The organism is Bradyrhizobium semiaridum, from assembly GCF_020329505.1.
GTDB lineage: Bacteria > Pseudomonadota > Alphaproteobacteria > Rhizobiales > Xanthobacteraceae > Bradyrhizobium > Bradyrhizobium semiaridum.
Genome location: NZ_JAGKJJ010000007.1, coordinates 191,602 through 208,260 on the forward strand (window position 1 = coordinate 191,602; position 16,659 = coordinate 208,260).

Annotated in this window: 14 protein-coding genes and 1 pseudogene; 12 read left to right on the forward strand and 3 right to left on the reverse strand. The window is 65.2% G+C overall.

All coding sequences use genetic code 11. From position 1 onward, the window contains the following. Positions 1-50: 50 nt before the first annotated feature. The 11 genes from J6500_RS11570 (at position 51) to J6500_RS11620 (ending at position 11,835) form a co-directional block, all read left to right on the forward strand. Positions 51-1,595 carry a class I adenylate-forming enzyme family protein gene (locus tag J6500_RS11570; protein ID WP_225712819.1) on the forward strand — a complete coding sequence of 515 codons (1,545 nt, stop codon included), beginning with the start codon at positions 51-53 and terminating at the stop codon, positions 1,593-1,595. Between the two features lie 61 nt (positions 1,596-1,656). Next, on the forward strand, positions 1,657-2,394 hold the full coding sequence (locus J6500_RS11575; RefSeq protein WP_225712820.1) for an SDR family oxidoreductase: 738 nt from the start codon (positions 1,657-1,659) through the stop codon (positions 2,392-2,394). Positions 2,395-2,406: 12 nt separating this feature from the next. Then, on the forward strand, positions 2,407-3,588 hold the full coding sequence (locus J6500_RS11580; RefSeq protein ID WP_225712821.1) for an acyl-CoA dehydrogenase family protein: 1,182 nt from the start codon (positions 2,407-2,409) through the stop codon (positions 3,586-3,588). Between the two features lie 77 nt (positions 3,589-3,665). Further along, on the forward strand, positions 3,666-4,802 hold the full coding sequence (locus J6500_RS11585) for an acyl-CoA dehydrogenase family protein (protein ID WP_225712822.1): 1,137 nt from the start codon (positions 3,666-3,668) through the stop codon (positions 4,800-4,802). A 15-nt stretch (positions 4,803-4,817) separates the two neighbouring features. Beyond that, positions 4,818-6,008, forward strand: coding sequence for an acetyl-CoA C-acyltransferase (locus tag J6500_RS11590; protein ID WP_225712823.1), 1,191 nt, complete (start codon positions 4,818-4,820; stop codon positions 6,006-6,008). A 21-nt stretch (positions 6,009-6,029) separates the two neighbouring features. After that, positions 6,030-7,040: an NAD(P)H-dependent flavin oxidoreductase gene (locus J6500_RS11595; RefSeq protein WP_225712824.1), complete on the forward strand. Its 1,011-nt coding sequence runs from the start codon at positions 6,030-6,032 to the stop codon at positions 7,038-7,040. A gap of 11 nt (positions 7,041-7,051) precedes the next feature. After that, the gene (locus J6500_RS11600) at positions 7,052-7,819 is read left to right on the forward strand and encodes an enoyl-CoA hydratase-related protein (RefSeq protein ID WP_225712825.1); all 768 of its coding nucleotides are present in this window, start codon (positions 7,052-7,054) and stop codon (positions 7,817-7,819) included. Between the two features lie 44 nt (positions 7,820-7,863). Then, on the forward strand, positions 7,864-9,024 hold the full coding sequence (locus J6500_RS11605; protein WP_225712826.1) for an iron-containing alcohol dehydrogenase: 1,161 nt from the start codon (positions 7,864-7,866) through the stop codon (positions 9,022-9,024). Positions 9,025-9,049: 25 nt separating this feature from the next. Next, positions 9,050-9,856 carry a glutathione S-transferase family protein gene (locus tag J6500_RS11610; RefSeq protein ID WP_225712827.1) on the forward strand — a complete coding sequence of 269 codons (807 nt, stop codon included), beginning with the start codon at positions 9,050-9,052 and terminating at the stop codon, positions 9,854-9,856. A 27-nt stretch (positions 9,857-9,883) separates the two neighbouring features. Beyond that, the gene (locus J6500_RS11615) at positions 9,884-10,585 is read left to right on the forward strand and encodes an SDR family NAD(P)-dependent oxidoreductase (RefSeq protein WP_225712828.1); all 702 of its coding nucleotides are present in this window, start codon (positions 9,884-9,886) and stop codon (positions 10,583-10,585) included. Positions 10,586-10,635: 50 nt separating this feature from the next. Continuing rightward, positions 10,636-11,835: an ABC transporter substrate-binding protein gene (locus J6500_RS11620; protein WP_225712829.1), complete on the forward strand. Its 1,200-nt coding sequence runs from the start codon at positions 10,636-10,638 to the stop codon at positions 11,833-11,835. Between the two features lie 16 nt (positions 11,836-11,851). Here J6500_RS11620 and J6500_RS11625 read toward each other — a convergent pair whose 3' ends face one another. Both J6500_RS11625 and J6500_RS11630 read right to left on the reverse strand, forming a co-directional pair. Further along, entirely contained in the window at positions 11,852-13,414 is a 1,563-nt protein-coding gene (locus J6500_RS11625; protein ID WP_225712830.1) for a glucosamine inositolphosphorylceramide transferase family protein, read from the reverse strand. 15 nt (positions 13,415-13,429) lie between these two features. Further along, positions 13,430-14,620 (reverse strand): glycosyltransferase family 4 protein, encoded by a 1,191-nt coding sequence (locus J6500_RS11630; protein WP_225712831.1) that lies wholly within the window; start codon positions 14,618-14,620, stop codon positions 13,430-13,432. Positions 14,621-14,881: 261 nt separating this feature from the next. Between J6500_RS11630 and J6500_RS11635 the strand changes: the two are divergent. Then, positions 14,882-15,157 (forward strand): annotated as a pseudogene (locus tag J6500_RS11635) (lipopolysaccharide biosynthesis protein); the annotation flags it as partial. Here J6500_RS11635 and J6500_RS11640 read toward each other — a convergent pair. Further along, positions 15,156-16,502 carry a lipopolysaccharide biosynthesis protein gene (locus J6500_RS11640; protein ID WP_225712832.1) on the reverse strand — a complete coding sequence of 449 codons (1,347 nt, stop codon included), beginning with the start codon at positions 16,500-16,502 and terminating at the stop codon, positions 15,156-15,158. The pseudogene J6500_RS11635 and the gene J6500_RS11640 overlap by 2 nt on opposite strands. Between the last annotated feature and the right edge of the window lie 157 nt (positions 16,503-16,659).

A 16,659-nucleotide genomic window follows, 5' to 3' on the forward strand; every position in this document is an offset into this window, starting at 1 on the left:
GACAACAATCAAGCCCGAAGGGCAGTTCGAGGGAGGTTTCGGTGCTGGCGATGACGCAAGTGGAAGAAGGCAGCGTGGAAGGTCTGCCGAACCGTATCCACGAGGTGATGGATCGGCACGTTGAGGCGACGCCGGATCATATGGCGCTGGTCGACGACAAGATGTGGCTCACCTATCGCGAGCTCGATCAGGTCGTGAGACGGGTCGCGGAAGCACTGCGTGCGCTCGGCATTCGGCCCGGCGACCGCATGATGATCGTCAGCGAAAATTCCGTTCCGCTGTCCTGCCTGCTGTTCGCCGCAAGCCGGCTCGATGCCTGGGCGATCGTGGTCAATCCGCGGCTGTCGCCGCGCGAGATTGATCAGATCAGAGATCACAGCGGCACCCGCCGCGTCTTCCTGACGGCGGATGTCTCGCAGGAAGCGGCCGCCCATGCTGCCCGCTATGAGGCGACGGTGCAGGATGTCGGACCGTTGCAGGGCATCGCGGTCACAGGTTTGAACATCGCGACGGCGGCCGAGCCGGTTGAGGCGGATGGTGCAACGCAGGTGGCGGTTCTCATTTACACCTCCGGCACCACGGGTACGCCGAAAGGCGTCATGCTGACTCACCGCAATCTGCTGTTCAGTGCGCGCGGCACCGCCGCCTTCCGCAAGATGACGGCGGACGACGTGCAGTATTGCGTGCTGCCGATCTCGCATATCGTCGGCATCTCGCTGCTCATCATGACCTTGATGGTCGGCGCCACCGTGCGCCTGGTCGCAAAATACGATCCCGCTGCGCTGGTGAAGGCGATGGCGGACGAAGGGATCACCATTCTCAACGGCGTGCCGGCCACCTATCAGCGTTTGCTCGAGTATCGCCGCAATGCGGGCCTGCCGAAGCTCGACCGCGGTAGGCTGCGCGTGATCTCAGTTGCCGGCGCGCCGCTCGATCTCGATCTCAAGTCTCGCGTCGAGCAGGAGCTTGGACTGCCGCTGCTCAACGGCTACGGCATCACCGAATGCTCGCCGGGAATCTCCGGCGTCCGGCCCGACAATCCGCGCGCCGACCACGCCGTCGGCACCATCATGCCGGGCCTGGAGGCAAAGCTGGTCAGTCAGGACGGCAAGGGTGTCGCAGACGGTGAGGTTGGTGAGCTTCATGTCCGCGGCCCCAACGTGATGCGCGGCTATTACCGCGCGCCCGATCTGACCGCCAAGGCGATCGATCCCGACGGCTGGTTCAACACCGGCGATCTGGCCCGCTTCGAGAACGGTGCGATGTACATCGTCGGACGGACCAAGGAGATGATCATCCGCTCCGGCTTCAACGTCTATCCGGCCGAGATCGAGGCGGTGCTGAGCACGCACGACGCCGTGGTGCAATGCGCCGTGGTCGGGCGGCAGGTCGATGGCAATGAGGAGGTCGTGGCCTTCGTGCAGCTGATCAAGGGCGCGACGGCCACGGCAGAGGACCTGATGGCTCATGTCGCGCCGCAACTGACCTCGTATAAGCGACCGTCGGAGATTATCCTGATGGACGCGCTGCCCGCGACATCGACGGGCAAGCTGCTGAAGCACAAGCTGGCGGAGTCGCTGCGCAGGCAGGTCTGATGAACGAGCCTGACGCGGCGCCCGCAGAACAGTTCACTTGAGACAACGGCCGGAGGCCACCATGCAGAACAGAAACAGGACGGTTGCCGTGATCGGTGCTGGCGACTTCATCGGCGGCGAGATCGCCAAGAAGTTCGCCTCGGAAGGCTTTACGATCTTCGCCGGCCGCCGCAACGGCGACAAGCTGGCGCCGCTGGTCAAGGAGGTCGAGGCCGCCGGTGGTGAAATCCACGCCCGCTCGCTCGATGCGCGCAAGGAGGAGGAGATCATCTCCTTCCTCAATGATGCCGACAAGCATGCGCCGCTCGAGGTCTGCATCTTCAACATCGGCGCCAACGTCAATTTCCCGATCCTGGAGACCACCGAGCGGGTGTTCCGCAAGGTCTGGGAGATGGCCTGTTACTCGGGCTTCCTGGCCGGGCGCGAGGCGGCGCGGCTGATGCTGCCGCGCGGCGGCGGCAACATCTTCTTCACCGGCGCGACCGCGTCGCTGCGCGGCGGCAGCGGCTATGCGGCGTTTGCAAGCGCCAAGTTCGGTCTGCGGGCGGTGGCGCAGGCGATGGCGCGCGAACTCGGACCGAAGAACATCCACGTCGCGCATCTGATCATCGACGCCGGGGTCGACACCGAATGGGTGCGGCAGCGCCGCATCGAGGCGCTCGGCCCGAACGCGCTCGACGATCCGGATCTGCTGATGCCGCCGGCCTCGGTGGCCGGCGCCTACTGGCAGCTCTACCAGCAGCCGAAGAGCGCCTGGACCTTCGAGCTGGAGATCCGTCCCTTCGGCGAGAAGTGGTAGGGAGCACGGCCAATGGAACTCGCGCTATCTCCCGAAGATGCGGCGTTCCGCGACGAGGTCCGCGCCTTCATCCAGGACAATTACCCGGCGGAGATGCGCGTCGCCAATCCGGAAACCGATCTTTCCAAGGAGCATATGCTGCTCTGGCATCGCATCCTGCACAAGAAGGGCTGGATCGCGCCGCTTTGGCCCAAGGAATATGGCGGCCCCGGCTGGTCGATCACCCGCCGCTTCATCTTCGAGCAGGAGACGACGCGTGCCGGCACGCTGCCGCCGCTGGCCTTCAGCGTCACCATGGTCGGCCCGGTCATCTACACCTTCGGCAACGACGCACAGAAGCAGAAATTCCTGCCGCGGATTCTCTCCGGCGAGGACTGGTGGTGCCAGGGCTATTCGGAGCCGGGCTCCGGCTCCGACCTCGCCACCGTGCGCACCAAGGCGGTGCGCGACGGCGATCACTACATCGTCAACGGCCACAAGACCTGGACCACGCTGGCGCAGCATGCCGACTGGATCTTCTGCCTGGTCCGCACCGATCCCGCGGCCAAGCCGCAATCCGGCATCTCGTTCCTCTTGATCGACATGAAGTCGCCGGGCGTCACCGTGCGCCCGATCATCACCATCGACGGCTCGCATGAGGTCAACGACGTCTTCCTGGAGAACGTCCGCGTACCCGTTGAGAACCTGATCGGTGAGGAAAACAAGGGCTGGACCTACGCCAAATTCCTGCTGGGCAATGAGCGCACCAGCATGGCCGGCATCGGCCGTTCCACGCGCTATATCGAGCGGCTGAAGAAGATCGTGAAGGCCGAGATCCCGGAGGACGATCCGGCGCATCTCGAATTCATCCGGGACATCGCCCGCGTCGAACTCGATGTGCTGGCGCTGGAGGCGACCGAGTTGCGCGTCGTCGCCCAGATGGCCCGTGGCATCGATCCGGGGCCGGCGGCTTCGCTGTTCAAGATCCGCGGCACCGAAGTATTCCAGAATATCACCGAGCTGACCCACCGCGCGATCGGCAATTACGGGCTTGCGCTCCGCGAGCATCCGGTCAGCGCCAATCATTTCATGCCGGGACCGGACTACGGCCACACGGCGTCGGAGAAGTACCTCAATTCGCGAAAGCTCTCGATCTACGGCGGATCAAACGAGATCCAGCGCAACATCATCGCCAAAGCGGTGCTTGGTCTCTAGGGCATGATCCGGAAAAGCGTGACGCGGTTTTCCGAAGAGATCATGCTCAAACAAGAACTATAGGCAACGAGGATCGGATGGATATCCAGTTCACGGAAGAGCAGGAATTGTTGCGATCCAGCGTGCAGCGGCTGCTGCGCGACCAGTATGATCTCGATGCCCGCCGCAGGATCGTCGCGAGCGAGGAAGGTTTCAGCCGCAAGCATTGGGCCGCGTTCGCCGAGCTCGGCCTGCTTGCCGCGCCGTTTGCCGAGGACGTCGGCGGACTCGGCGGCGGGCCGCTGTCGACCATGATCATCATGCAGGAGTTCGGCCGTCATCTCGTGGTCGAGCCCTTTGTCGAGACCGTCGTGGTTGCCGGCGGTCTGATCGAGCAGGCGGGATCCGAGGAGCAGAAGCAGGCCCTCATTCCCGACATCGTTGCAGGCACAAAACTCTGGGCGCTGGCGTGGGCCGAGAAAGGCTCGCGCTTCGATCTCGCCACCGTCACCACTACTGCGCGCCGGGATGGCGACGATGCCGGTTACCTCCTCACCGGCGAAAAGACGGCCGTGCTGGCCGCCCCTTGGGCGGATCATCTGATCGTCTCGGCGCGGACCTCGGGCCATCGCCACGATCGCGGCGGCGTCAGCCTGTTCGTGGTCGATCGCCGCGTCGCCAATCTCGATCTGCAGAGCTTCAAGACCATCGACGGCCGCAGGGCCGCCGAGATCAGCCTGCGCGGCGTTCGCGGGCAGCTTTTGGGCAAGGAGGGCGAGGGTGTCGCCGCGCTCGAAGCCTGCCGCGACCGCGCGATCGGCGCGCTCTGCGCCGAAATTGTCGGCGCGATCGGCGAGCTGAACGCGGCGACGCTGGAATACTCCAAGACGCGCAAGCAATTCGGCACCACGATCGGCAGTTTCCAGGTGCTGCAGCACCGGATGGTCGACATGTTCATCGCGCATCAGGAAGCACTGTCCTTGATGCAGCATCTGTCCCTCAGCCTCGGCGCCAGCGATGCTGGCGTCTCGCGGCTCGCATCCGGCGCCAAGTCGAAGATCGGCTATTCCGGCAAGTTCGTCGCCGACCAGGCGGTGCAGCTGCACGGTGGCATGGGCATGACCGACGAGCTCAATGTCGGCCATTACTTCAAGCGGATTTCCTCCATCAACATCCAGTTAGGCGATCCCGCCTACCACGTGCTGCGCTATGCGCAGCTCGACGCGGCCGCCTGAGACAGAGAGGCAAGCATGTCATCACCTGAAGCAGTCATCGTCTCCACGGCGCGCACCGGCGTCGGCAAGGCCTATCGCGGCGCGCTGAACAACACCGACGGGCCGACGCTGGCCGGCCATGTCATGGCCGAAGCGGTGAAGCGCGCCGGCATCGCGCCCGGCGAGGTCGAGGACGTCGTGATGGGCTGCGCGATGCAGCAGGGCACCATGGTGATGAACGTGGCGCGCAAGGGCGCGATCCGCGCCGGACTGCCGGTGACGGTCGCCGGCACCACGATCGACCGGCAATGCGCCTCCGGTTTGCAGGCGATCGCGGTCGCGGCGCGTTCGGTAATGCTTGACGGCGTCGAGATCGCGATCGGCGGCGGCATCGAGTCGATCAGCCTCGTTCAGAACGAGCACATGAACAAGTTCCACGCCGTCGACGAGGAACTGATGGCGATGAAGCCCGACATGTACATGTCGATGCTGGAGACGGCGGAGGTCGTCGCAGCGCGTTACGGGATCGGGCGCGAGAAGCAGGACGAATACAGCCTCGAATGCCAGCGCCGCGTCGGCGCCGCGCTGCAGGGCGGCCGGTTCAACGACGAGATCGTGCCGTTCACGACCAGGATGGCCGTGCTCAACAAGGACACCAAGGAAGTTTCCTTCCAGCAGGTGACGTTGTCGAACGACGAGGGACCGCGTCCCGACACCACGGCCGAAGGCCTGGCAAAGATCAAGCCCGTGTTCGAGGGCAAGACCATCAGCGCGGGCAATGCCAGCCAGCTCTCCGACGGCGCTTCGGCCTGCGTCATCATGAGTGACCGGATCGCCGCGCAGAAGGGCCTCAAGCCGCTCGGCATCTTCCGCGGCTTCGTCGCGGCCGGCGTCGAGCCGGACGAGATGGGCGTCGGGCCGGTCGCCGCAATCCCGCGCCTGCTGAAGCGGCACAATCTGAAGATTGACGACATCGATCTGTGGGAGCTCAATGAAGCTTATGCCGTGCAGGTGATCTATTGCCGCGACAAGCTCGGCATCGATCCCGACAAGCTCAACGTCAACGGCGGCTCGATCGCGATCGGCCATCCCTATGGCATGACCGGCGCGCGGCTCACCGGCCACCTCCTGATCGAGGGCCGTCGGCGCAAGGCGAAGTACGGCGTGGTGACCATGTGCATCGGTGGCGGCATGGGCGCCGCAGGCCTGTTTGAAATCGTCCACTGATCGGCCATTTGGGAGAGACACGTGAAGACTGCAATCACTGAACTGTTTGGGATTCAGCATCCGATCATCCAGGGCGGCATGCACTATGTCGGCTTCGCCGAGATGGCGGCGGCGGTGTCCAACGCCGGCGGCCTCGGCATCATCACCGGGCTCACCCAGAAGACGCCGGAGCTGCTGGCAAAGGAGATCGCGCGCTGCCGCGACATGACCGACAAGCCGTTCGGCGTGAACCTCACCTTCCTGCCGAGCTTTACGGCGCCGCCGTATCCGGAATACATCGCGGCGATCCGCGAAGGCGGCGTGAAGGCCGTGGAGACCGCGGGCCGTAGTCCCGAGCAGTACATGCCGGCGCTGAAGGCGGCGGGCATCAAGGTGATCCACAAATGCACTTCGGTGCGGCATTCGCTGAAGGCCGAGAAGATCGGCTGCGACGCGGTCAGCGTTGACGGTTTCGAATGCGGTGGGCATCCCGGCGAGGACGACGTCCCCAATATGATCCTGCTGCCGCGCGCGGATGACGAGCTGACGATCCCGTTCGTCGCCTCCGGCGGCATGGCGGACGCGCGCAGCCTCGTGGCCGCGCTGTCGATGGGCGCGGCGGGCATGAACATGGGCACTCGCTTCATCGCCACCAAGGAGGCGCCGGTTCATCCCAATGTGAAGAAGGCGCTGGTGGAAGCCAATGAGCTCGACACCCGTCTCGTGATGCGCGCGCTGCGCAACACCGAGCGCGTGCTGAAGAACAAGGGCGTCGAGGAGCTGCTCGAGATCGAGCGCGAGAAGGGCGCCAAATTGAAGATCGAAGATATCCACGAACAGGTCGCCGGCGTCTACCCGAAGGTGATGATCGACGGCGAGATGGATGCCGGCGCCTGGAGCTGCGGCATGGTGGTCGGCCTGATCCACGATGTTCCCACGGTCAAGGAGCTGATCGACCGCATCATGAGCGAGGCCGAGCAGATCATACGCCAGCGCCTGACCGGCTTCCTCGACGGCGTCGTCGAAACCAAGCCGGCCCGCGCGGTCGCTTGAGGGAGAGTGCCATGACCGAACACGTCAAGACCGAGATCGCCGACGGCGTGCTGACGCTGACGATGCAGCGGCCGGACAAGAAGAACGCGCTGACCGGCGCGATGTACAATGCAATGTCCGACGCGCTCAAGCAGGCCGAGGCGGATGCGTCCGTCCGCGTCATCCTGTTCCAGGGCGACGGCGACAGCTTCACGGCGGGCAACGATCTGGCCGATTTCGCCAGCCAGGCGCGCGGCGAGGGCACCGTCGACAGCCCCGCGCATCGCTTCATCGAGACCATCAGCAAGGTCGGCAAGCCGATCGTCGCCGCGGTGCAGGGCAATGCGGTCGGCGTCGGCACCACGATGCTGCTGCATTGCGACCTGGTCTATCTCGCCGAGAACGCGCGGCTGATCACGCCGTTCGTCAACCTCGCGCTGGTGCCGGAGGCCGCGTCAAGCTGGCTGCTGCCACTTCGGATCGGCCATGCGCGCGCCTATGCGATGTTTGCGCTCGGCGAGCCGATGGACGCGGCGGGCGCGTTGGCAAGCGGCCTCGCCAATGCCGTGGTGCCGCAGGCCGATCTGCGCAAAAAGGCGCACGATGCGGCGGTGGCCCTGACCAAGCGTCCGGCCGGCTCGCTCAGCCTGACCAAGAGGTTGATGCGCGAGCATCAGCGGATCGCGGCGCAGATCGCCGAGGAAAGCGTGCTGTTCAAGGAACGGCTGACGACACCGGAGGCGCGCGAGGCTTTCGCCGCGTTCGCCGAGCGGCGCCCGCCGGACTTTTCCAAGCTGTAGACCGGCCCGGCCGCGTCAATCACGGACATCGAGGGAGATCGAGCATGCACGTCGTCGGCAGTCATCAGTATCCCACCATGGAATCCGTGACCTACGGCAGGCCGGCGGCCGAGGCGTTGCGCGAGGAGGCCGAGCGGCTCGGCGCGCAACGCGTCTATCTGATCGTCAGCCGGACGCTGAACACAACGACCGATGAAATCGAGAAGATCCGCAAGGCGCTCGGCGATCGCCATGCCGCGACCTTCGACGGCGTGCCGCAGCACACCACGAGGGACGTGGTGACGCAGGTCGCGCGGCAGGCTAGCGACGCCAAGGCCGATCTCGTGGTTGCGATCGGCGGCGGCTCGGTGGTCGATGCCGCCAAGATCGTGCTGATGTGCATGGAGCACGAGATCTTCGAGCCGGCCGGGCTCGACGGCTTCGAGACCACGCCGGACCGCCGCTTCGGGCCGTTCCGCAATCCGAAGGTGCGGATGGTCGCGATCCCCAGCACGCTGTCGGGGGGCGAGTATAATTCCGGCGCGCTGGTCACCGACACCAGCCGCAAGCTGAAGCAAATCTTCAACCACCCGATGATGATGCCGCGCGCCATCATCCTCGATCCCGCGATGACGAAGTACACGCCGGAAAAGCTCTGGCTGGGTTCCGGGACGCGGGCGATGGATCATGGCATCGAGGCGATCTGCTCCAGCCGCCCCAACGTGCTGGTCGACGCGGTCTGCCAGCAGGGACTGCGCTATCTGCATGACGGCCTGCTGCGCAGCAAGGCCGATCCCGGTGACGAGGCGGCGCGGCTGAGCTGCCAGCTCGGCTCGTGGCTATCGGCCTTCGGGCTGCAGTCGCGGGTGCCGATGGGCGCCAGCCACGCCATCGGCCATGTTCTCGGCGGCACCTGCGACGTGCCGCACTACTTCTGCACGGCGGTGATGATGCCGAGCGTGCTGACGTACAACCGTCCTGCGACGGAAGCCGCCCAGAGGTCGATCGCCGCCGCGCTCGGCGCACCGGGACGTGACGCCGGCGAAGCCTTCGCTGCCTTCATCGCTGAGCTCGGCCTGCCGCGGCGGCTCGCCGATGTCGGCGTCGCCGAGGACCGTTTCGAGCTGATCGGCAAGAACGCGATGCTGTCGATCTTCACGCGGGCCAACCCGCAGCCGATCCGCGACCCCGCCGACGTCGTCAAGATCCTCAAGCTTGCCGCCTGAACCGCCGCATCCGGAACGATCCACGATGGCCGATCTGCGCATCTTCTCGTATCTGCCGAATCCACGCGTCTGGAAGGCGACCATCGCCGCGCGGTTCTGTGGCGTCGAGGTCGAGGTCAGGGGCGCATCCGGCAAGGAACTGCGGGAATGGCTGTGGGACTATGATGCGCGGCCGCTGACCGAGCCGGAGCGCGCATCGTTGGCTTCGCTGGCGCGGACCGGGCGGGTCGGGCTGACCGGCGCGCAGCTGTTCAAGACCGACGCGTTCATGGCGGCACAGCCGTTCGGCAACGTGCCCGCGGCGTTCGGGCCCGACGGCAAGGTCGGGATTTTCGAATCGAACAGCATCATGCGGGCGGTCGCACGGCTCGGTGCGGCGAAGCATGCGCGCTACGGCCGTGATGCATATGAGGCCTCCCGGATCGACAGCTTCCTCGACGTCAGCCTGGTGTTCGCGCGGGACTCGCAGATCTATCTGCTTGCGCTCTCGGGCGGCACGATCGATGCGGCGATCCACCAGCGGGCCAGGGATGCGTTCGCGATCTACGCTTCGGGGATCGAGCAGGCGCTGTCTCCACGGCACGAGGCGCTGGTGGGTGAAACCATCACGATCGCCGATATCTGCTTCGCTGCCGAGCTGGCGCTGTTCATGAACGAGCATGCGCGAGCCGAGCAGCTGCGCGAGCGCGGACTGGAGAAGATCCTGCATCCAGGCGTGCAGCGGGACTATCCGCTGACGTTTGCCCATTTCGCCCGCCTGATTGCGCATGAGCATTTCAGCCCGGAGCTCAAGCCCTACGTCGAAAAACTGTTGTCGAAGGCTGCCGCCTGACCACGCCGCAGCACGGAGATCGTTCGCATGACCGCACCAGTCTGTCTGATATCCGGCGTCGGCCCGGGCACCGGTTCCGCGCTTGCCCGGAGGTTCACCGAAGGCGGCTATCGCGTCGCGATGCTGGCGCGGAACGAGGAGCGGCTGACCGCGCTCGCGAACGAGCTGCAGGGCGCCAAGGCGTATCGGTGCGACGTGTCCGATGCCGCGCAGATCGAGGCGATGGCGTCCGCTGTGGAGCGCGATCTCGGCAGCCCCGAGGTCGTCATCCACAACGCCGTCGACGGTGCGTTCGGCACCTTCCGCGAGATCGATCCGCAGATCCTCAATCGCAACTTCCAGGTCAACACGATGGGGCTGTTGTACCTGGCGCGGCGGTTTGCCCCGGCGATGATCGGCGCTGGCAAGGGCGCCATCGTCGCGACCGGCAACACCTCGGCGCTGCGCGGCAAGGCCGGCTTCGCCGGCTTTGCGCCGACCAAGGCGGCGCAGAGGATCCTCGCCGAAGCGATGGCACGCGATCTCGGCCCGCAAGGCGTCCACGTCGCCTATGTCGTGATCGATGCCGTGATCGACCTGGATTGGACGCGGAGGCGCTGGCCGGAGCGGCCGGACGATTTCTTTATCAAGCCGAGCGCGATCGCGGATGAGGTCTGGCACACCGTGCATCAGGACCGCAGCGCATGGTCGTTCAACGTCGAGATCAGGCCGTTTGGTGAGAGCTGGTAGCCGCCGCGCGGCAGCGCTCAATTCGCAAATAGATTTGGGAGGAGTTGATCATGTTGAAGACGATTGCGCTGTCCGCGGCGGTGCTGGCCTCGCTCGCCGCTGGCGCCGCCGTGGCGCAGACGCCCGGCGTCTCGGAGTCGGAGATCAAGGTCGGGGCGACGTTTCCGTTCAGCGGCCCGGCCTCGCCGCTCAGCAACACCGGCAAGGGGCTGATCGCCTACGTCAACTCGGTCAATGACCGCGGCGGCATCAACGGCCGCAAGATCAACCTGATCACTTATGACGACGCCTACACGCCGCCGAAGGCCGTCGAGCAGACCAGGAAGCTGATCGAGAGCGACGAGGTGGCGTTCCTGTTCAGCCCGCTCGGCACGCCCGGCATCGGCGCCACCATCAAATACGTGACGGCAAAGAAGGTGCCGCATCTTTTCGTCGTCAGTGGCGCCACCAAGTTCGCGAACTTCGCCGAATTTCCGATGACGACGACGGGGCTGCCGAGCTACAGCACCGAGGGACGCATCTACGCCAAATACATCACCCAGACCGCGCCCGATGCGAAGATCGCGATCCTCTACCAGAACGACGATCTCGGCCGCGATTTCGTCGCCGCGTTCAAGGAGGCGCTGAAGGGCGAGTTCGACAGGAAGGTGGTGACGTCGCCCTACGAGGTCACCGAGCCGACCATCGAATCCCGCGTGGTGGCGTTGAAGTCGTCGGGCGCCCAGGCGTTCCTGATCGCCGGCACGCCGAAATTCACGGCACAGGCGATCAAGAAGGCGAACGAGATCGGCTGGTCGCCGCTCATCATCATCAACTACGTGTCGAGCTCGGTCTCCGCCACCATCGTGCCGGCCGGAGCCGACAAGGCGGTCGGTGTCGTCGCCGCCACCGTGACCAAGGATCCGAATGACAAGAGATGGGCCGAGGATCCCGGCATGAAGTGGTACCACGCCCACTTCGAGAAATATCTGCCCGGCGCCGATATCGGCGACAACAACTATCTGTTCGGCACGCAGCAGGGCCAGATCCTGGAGCAGGTGTTGAAGCAGTGCGGCGACGACCTGTCGCGTGAGAACATCGTCAGGCAGGCGCGCAGCATCAAGGCCCTGGTGCTGCCGACGCTGATGCCGGGCATTGCAATCGACACCGGGCCGGACAACAGCATGGCCTATACGCAGCTTCAGCTGCAACGCTGGACCGGAAGCTCCTGGGAGCAGTTCGGCGGCGTGCTCAGCGCCGACCTCGACTGACGCGCGGTGCGAGCACCTACGCGCTGGTGAAGCTGCCTTGCGAGCGGCTTTGCCAGCGCGCGCTGCCATCGCCGTTCGATGACCGGTCGCGGGGACGAACTCCGCTCAGCAGCCCCGCGGTCTTGGGCTGAACCCGCGATCCGTCGATCACCTCGAGCGGGCCGCAGCGGTTGAGCGTGTGCAGCTTCCGTCCGGTCCACAGCGGACCCGGCTTGATCAGGTGGCGCACCGCCTGCCGGTACGTCGTCGGCGACAGTTCGAGGATTTCCGCAAGCCCCAGCGCCGCGCCATATCCGGTCGAGCAATCCTGCACCGGACGCCACAGCGAGCCGTTGATGGTCACGAAGTTGCCCGCCGGGCGCGTGGTTGCGCGGTCCATCAGGATCGGGTTGCTTGCATGCGGCAGCCAGGGGCCGAACAGCTGTTCGGCGTAATAGATCGCCAGCGTGTCGGAATATCCGCCGGTGCCGTCGCGCCAGGCGCCGAACATGTAGTGCAGGCCGTTGTGCTGCGTGATGGTCACGTCGGCCAGTTCGAGCCCGGACAGCAGCGTCGCATGACGTTCCCACTTGTCCGGAAAGCGAACGCATTTGTAGAGCGGAACGTCGCGATGCGCGGTGCTTTCCGGGATCATCCACAATTCGCCGTCGTGCTCGATCAGGAACGGATAGGACAGATGCCAGGGCTCTTCCAGCGCCGGCACCGTGCTGCCGACCGGCCCGTTGCCGTCGAATTCGACCGCGGAAATGGTGCCCTTGCCGACGCGGTGGTCGAGGTCCTCGAAGAAGACGAATGTGCGTCCCTGCCATTTGACCGGGAACGGATCAGCGTAGAAGCGGTGACCGGGATCATCAAGCACCTGCCAGGCCGGCCCGGACAGATCGCCGGTGCGCCAGACATTGGTGTTCTCGCTGTAGCGCCAGCCAACATGCCAGTGCGGCGCGTAGCAGCAGAGGCGGTAGATCTCCTTCGCGATCGACGCGGCCAGGCCGCGCAGGACATACGGCGCGGGCTTTAGCGCAGCGCCGGTCGGACGAGCGAACTGCGGCACCAGCCGCGGAGCGCCCGACAGAACCACCGCCAGCATGGACAGGGTCCGGGCCATCACCGTATCGAGCCCGCCGCTCAGGCCATCAGCGGTTTCCGCGGACGGATGACCGCGGTCCATGACGGTGCCGTCGGCCTCGTTGACGATCTCGATGACGGGCAGGTCGCCGGCGAGAATCGCCGCGAGCGCGGCGTTTTCACCCGCCGCCCCATTGAACCATGGGCGAAGATAGAGCCCGGCGGAACAGTTCGGATCGCGCGCGGCGCCGGTGAAATCGACCACCACGTCGGCATGGCCGGCCTCGGCCGGCGATCGTTGCGGAATTTCACGCAGCGCGTCGGCGCCGCCGGCCTTGCCTTTGCGCAGCAGCAGCCGTTCGAGCGCGAACAGCGCTTCGAGGCCCGCCGGCCGTGCCTCCACAGTTGCGGTCCAGGCGATCTGAACGGGAACATCCTCGCCATTGACGCGCAGCGTCTCCCGGCACATCCAGCGCCGGGCATGCTCACGTTCGCAACGAAACTGGATGATCATGTCCGGCCCATCCGTCTAATGCGTGCCTCTTGCAAGGGCCGCGTCGAGAATCTGGACGTATTCCTCAATCATGCTGTCGAGCGAATAGCGCGACCTCAGTCCCTCGGCGCTTTGCCGCAACCTGTCGCGGAGCGATTGATCGGTCAAAATTCCGGAGACCGCGGCTGACAGCGCGGCCTGGTTCGCCGCGTCGACAAAGATGGCCGCGGGCTTTCCTTCGAAGGACAGAACTTCGCGCAGAACAGGAAGGTCGTTCACGACGCAGGGAATGCCGGCGCTGGCGGCTTCGACCGCGGCAAGGCCGAAGGTTTCGGCCTGCGAGGGAAACACGAATACGTCGAGGCAGGCCAGGAAGTCCGACATGCGGCTCGGCGGAATTTCCCCGATGAAGTGCAGCCGGTCGGAGACGTTCAGCCCGTCGGCCAGCGCTCGTAGCCGGGCTTCATCCGCGCCCTGGCCCGCGAGCGCCAGGTGCCATGACGGCTCGCCGGCGAGCAGGCGGATCGCTGCGTCGAGCCGCTTGTGCGGATGCAGCCGCGCCGCGCAGCCGAGCAGGACGCGATCCGCCGGCAGCTCGAACTGCTGCCGGGCGATCTCTTTGGGCAGGCTGCGCGACTTGTCGTCGAAGCCGTGCGGCACATGCTTCATGCGCGCACGATAAGGGGCGGGATACCGCGCGTATTCGCGCTCCATATCCTTTGAGTTCAACGTGATGCACTGGAAGAAGCCGACGCTTCCCATGACGATGTCGGCGGCGCGAACCGGCCAGCTCATCGACATCGCCGAGGACACCTGATTGGCGATCACGGGAGCGCGACTGACGAGGCGCGACACGCCGGCGCCGATGACATTGCCGAAGTGCTGGAAGGTCAGGACGACGTCAGGCCTGATGGTCCTGATATGACCGGCGAGGGTCCACAGCATGCGCAGCAGCGCCACGGGATTTCCGGGCCGGCTTTGTGCGCAGTAGAACGTATTGGGCGGCTCGTCGAAGGAGTCCGACTTGCGGAAGAAGAACAGGTTGGCGACGTCATAGCCGCGCGCGGTGAGGCCGGCGCCGAGCAGCCGCGAAATCTCCTGCGCGCCGGCGTTCTCGGCCTGGGTTTGCACCAGGAGGATGCGCCGCGCACGCCTGCCGTGCTCCGGCCGAGCGGGTGATACGGCCGGCACCGCGCGCAATTCCGTGACTGGCGTGAAATGGAGCACCGAGTCCTCACCCGTTGAAGGAGTGGATCCGCCCCCTCTACTTTTGTTTCTGTCCGTATCACGCGACGGTCGATCGTGCACCGGGTAGCGCGTGTTGAGGTTACTGCTCATTTAGGGCAATCAAACGTTGGTCGTGGATGGCAATGGATCGTCTCACGGGCAAGACTACAGACGGCTCGTTAAGTAATTGGTTACGGCCGCGGAAAGTAAGGGTAACCGGCGATTAACTATAGATATTTGCGTTGCGGAAGTCGGAATAACGACACCCAGCGCGACCAGCAGAAGGCGCTGGAAGATCAGCTGAAGGCTGCCGAATCGCAGATCCTGGTCGACGGCCAGGCGCTGGTCAGGCTGCAGGACCTGCAACGCGATGCGGACGCCAACAAGAACATCTACGAGCAGTTCCTGTCGCGCTACAAGACGAGCGAAGAGCAGCGCCGGCTGTTGAACTCCCAGGCCAAGATCGTTTCGCCGGCGACGCCGCCGGTGCGTCCGACCCTTCTTCCGCTTCCATTGCTGATCGCAGCGATCGAGCTCACTCGTTCGTGTCTGCAACGCGAACCCGATAGCCGCCGGCTTTCGAAGATCCAAGGTGAAATAGCGCCAGAACCGAAGGGTCAACGCCGGCCCGCCGGCGGCACAGCACGTTGAGCGCGACGGTGGCGAGCGTCAGCGACACGGTGGCCGAGATCGCGGCGCCGAGCACGCCGAGCCAGGGGATCAGGACGAGAAATCCCGCGAGCCGCAGCGTGACGTTCGCGACAAGGACGGGAACGTATTCGCGCTCGTGTCCGGTCAACTGGAGGATCGTCGCCGATGGACCGCCGGCCGCCTGAATCGCCGTCCCGAGCGCAAGCACGATCAGCACCCACTTCTGCTCGGCGAAATGCGGCCCGAACAGGCCCAGCAAATGCGGCGCACCGACCCAGACGATCACCAGCCCGGTGACGACGCAAAGCGCGGTGACCTCCGCCATCAACTTCAGCGTATGCTCGAGCCCGCGGAAATTCTGGCTGAAGTACAGCGAAGGCAGCCGCCGTGCGCCGAAGGTGTACAGCGCGGCCGAGAGCATGGCGAAGATGTTGGCGAGGCGGGAGGCCGCGAAGTAGATGCCGGCGGTTGCCGGATCGAGCATCCAGTAGACCAGGATGACATCGAAATACTGGTTTGCCGCCTCGAGAATCGAGGCAAGCCAGTAGCGGAACCCGCTCGTTCGCCAGCGCGACGGCTCGGAACGGGCGGTCACCTCACGCAGGTTCGGCAGCGCGCGCACGATTGCAACGATCTGTACGAGCAGTCCGACGAACATGGCCGCCGTCATCGCCGTCAGCATTTCGGTGGGGCTGAGTTGCCGGTGACCGAACAGCGCCGCGATCAGCAGCAGGACGACGGCGACCCGCCAGAAGAACTCGCGGTTGCCTTCGCCCATCAGGATGCTGACCAGTGCTCGCGCAGTCTGGCTGCCGAGCATCAGGCCGGCATTGACAGCGGTGAACGCGGCGACCGCGAGGATCATCAGCCACCACTCGCCGCGAAGCCACGCCGCGGCCGAGATGGCGGCGATCGCGATCAGCATGCCGATCGCGGAGTTCCTCAGGCTGGACAGCAGCACACCCTTGGTGAGATCGGCCTCGCCCCGCACCTGATACTCGTTGAGGAAGCGGACCAGCAGCAGCTCCTGGCCGACCAGACCGACGACGGAGGCCATCTGGGCAACGGAAAGCCAGGTGGCGAAATCGCCGAACGCGTCGGGCGACATGGTTCGCGCAGCCAGCGAGAACAGCGCGAACGCAAGCCCACCGCTGCCGACCTTGAGCAGGATGGTGCCGGCCATGCCGCGCGTCACATCGCGCCGCATCAGTTGGAGAAGTGAGGAAAACATGACGGCCAGGGTCGCAATCCTGTCAAGCTGTTGAGCGTACCACTCGGTGCATTCTGGAGTGTTAATGAAATCTTGCTGAGATTCCGTTAGTCTTGGCTAGGCTCGCACCGATGCAGGCCGGGCCGTCTTGCTCCATTCTGGAACGGCTGTTTCTCCG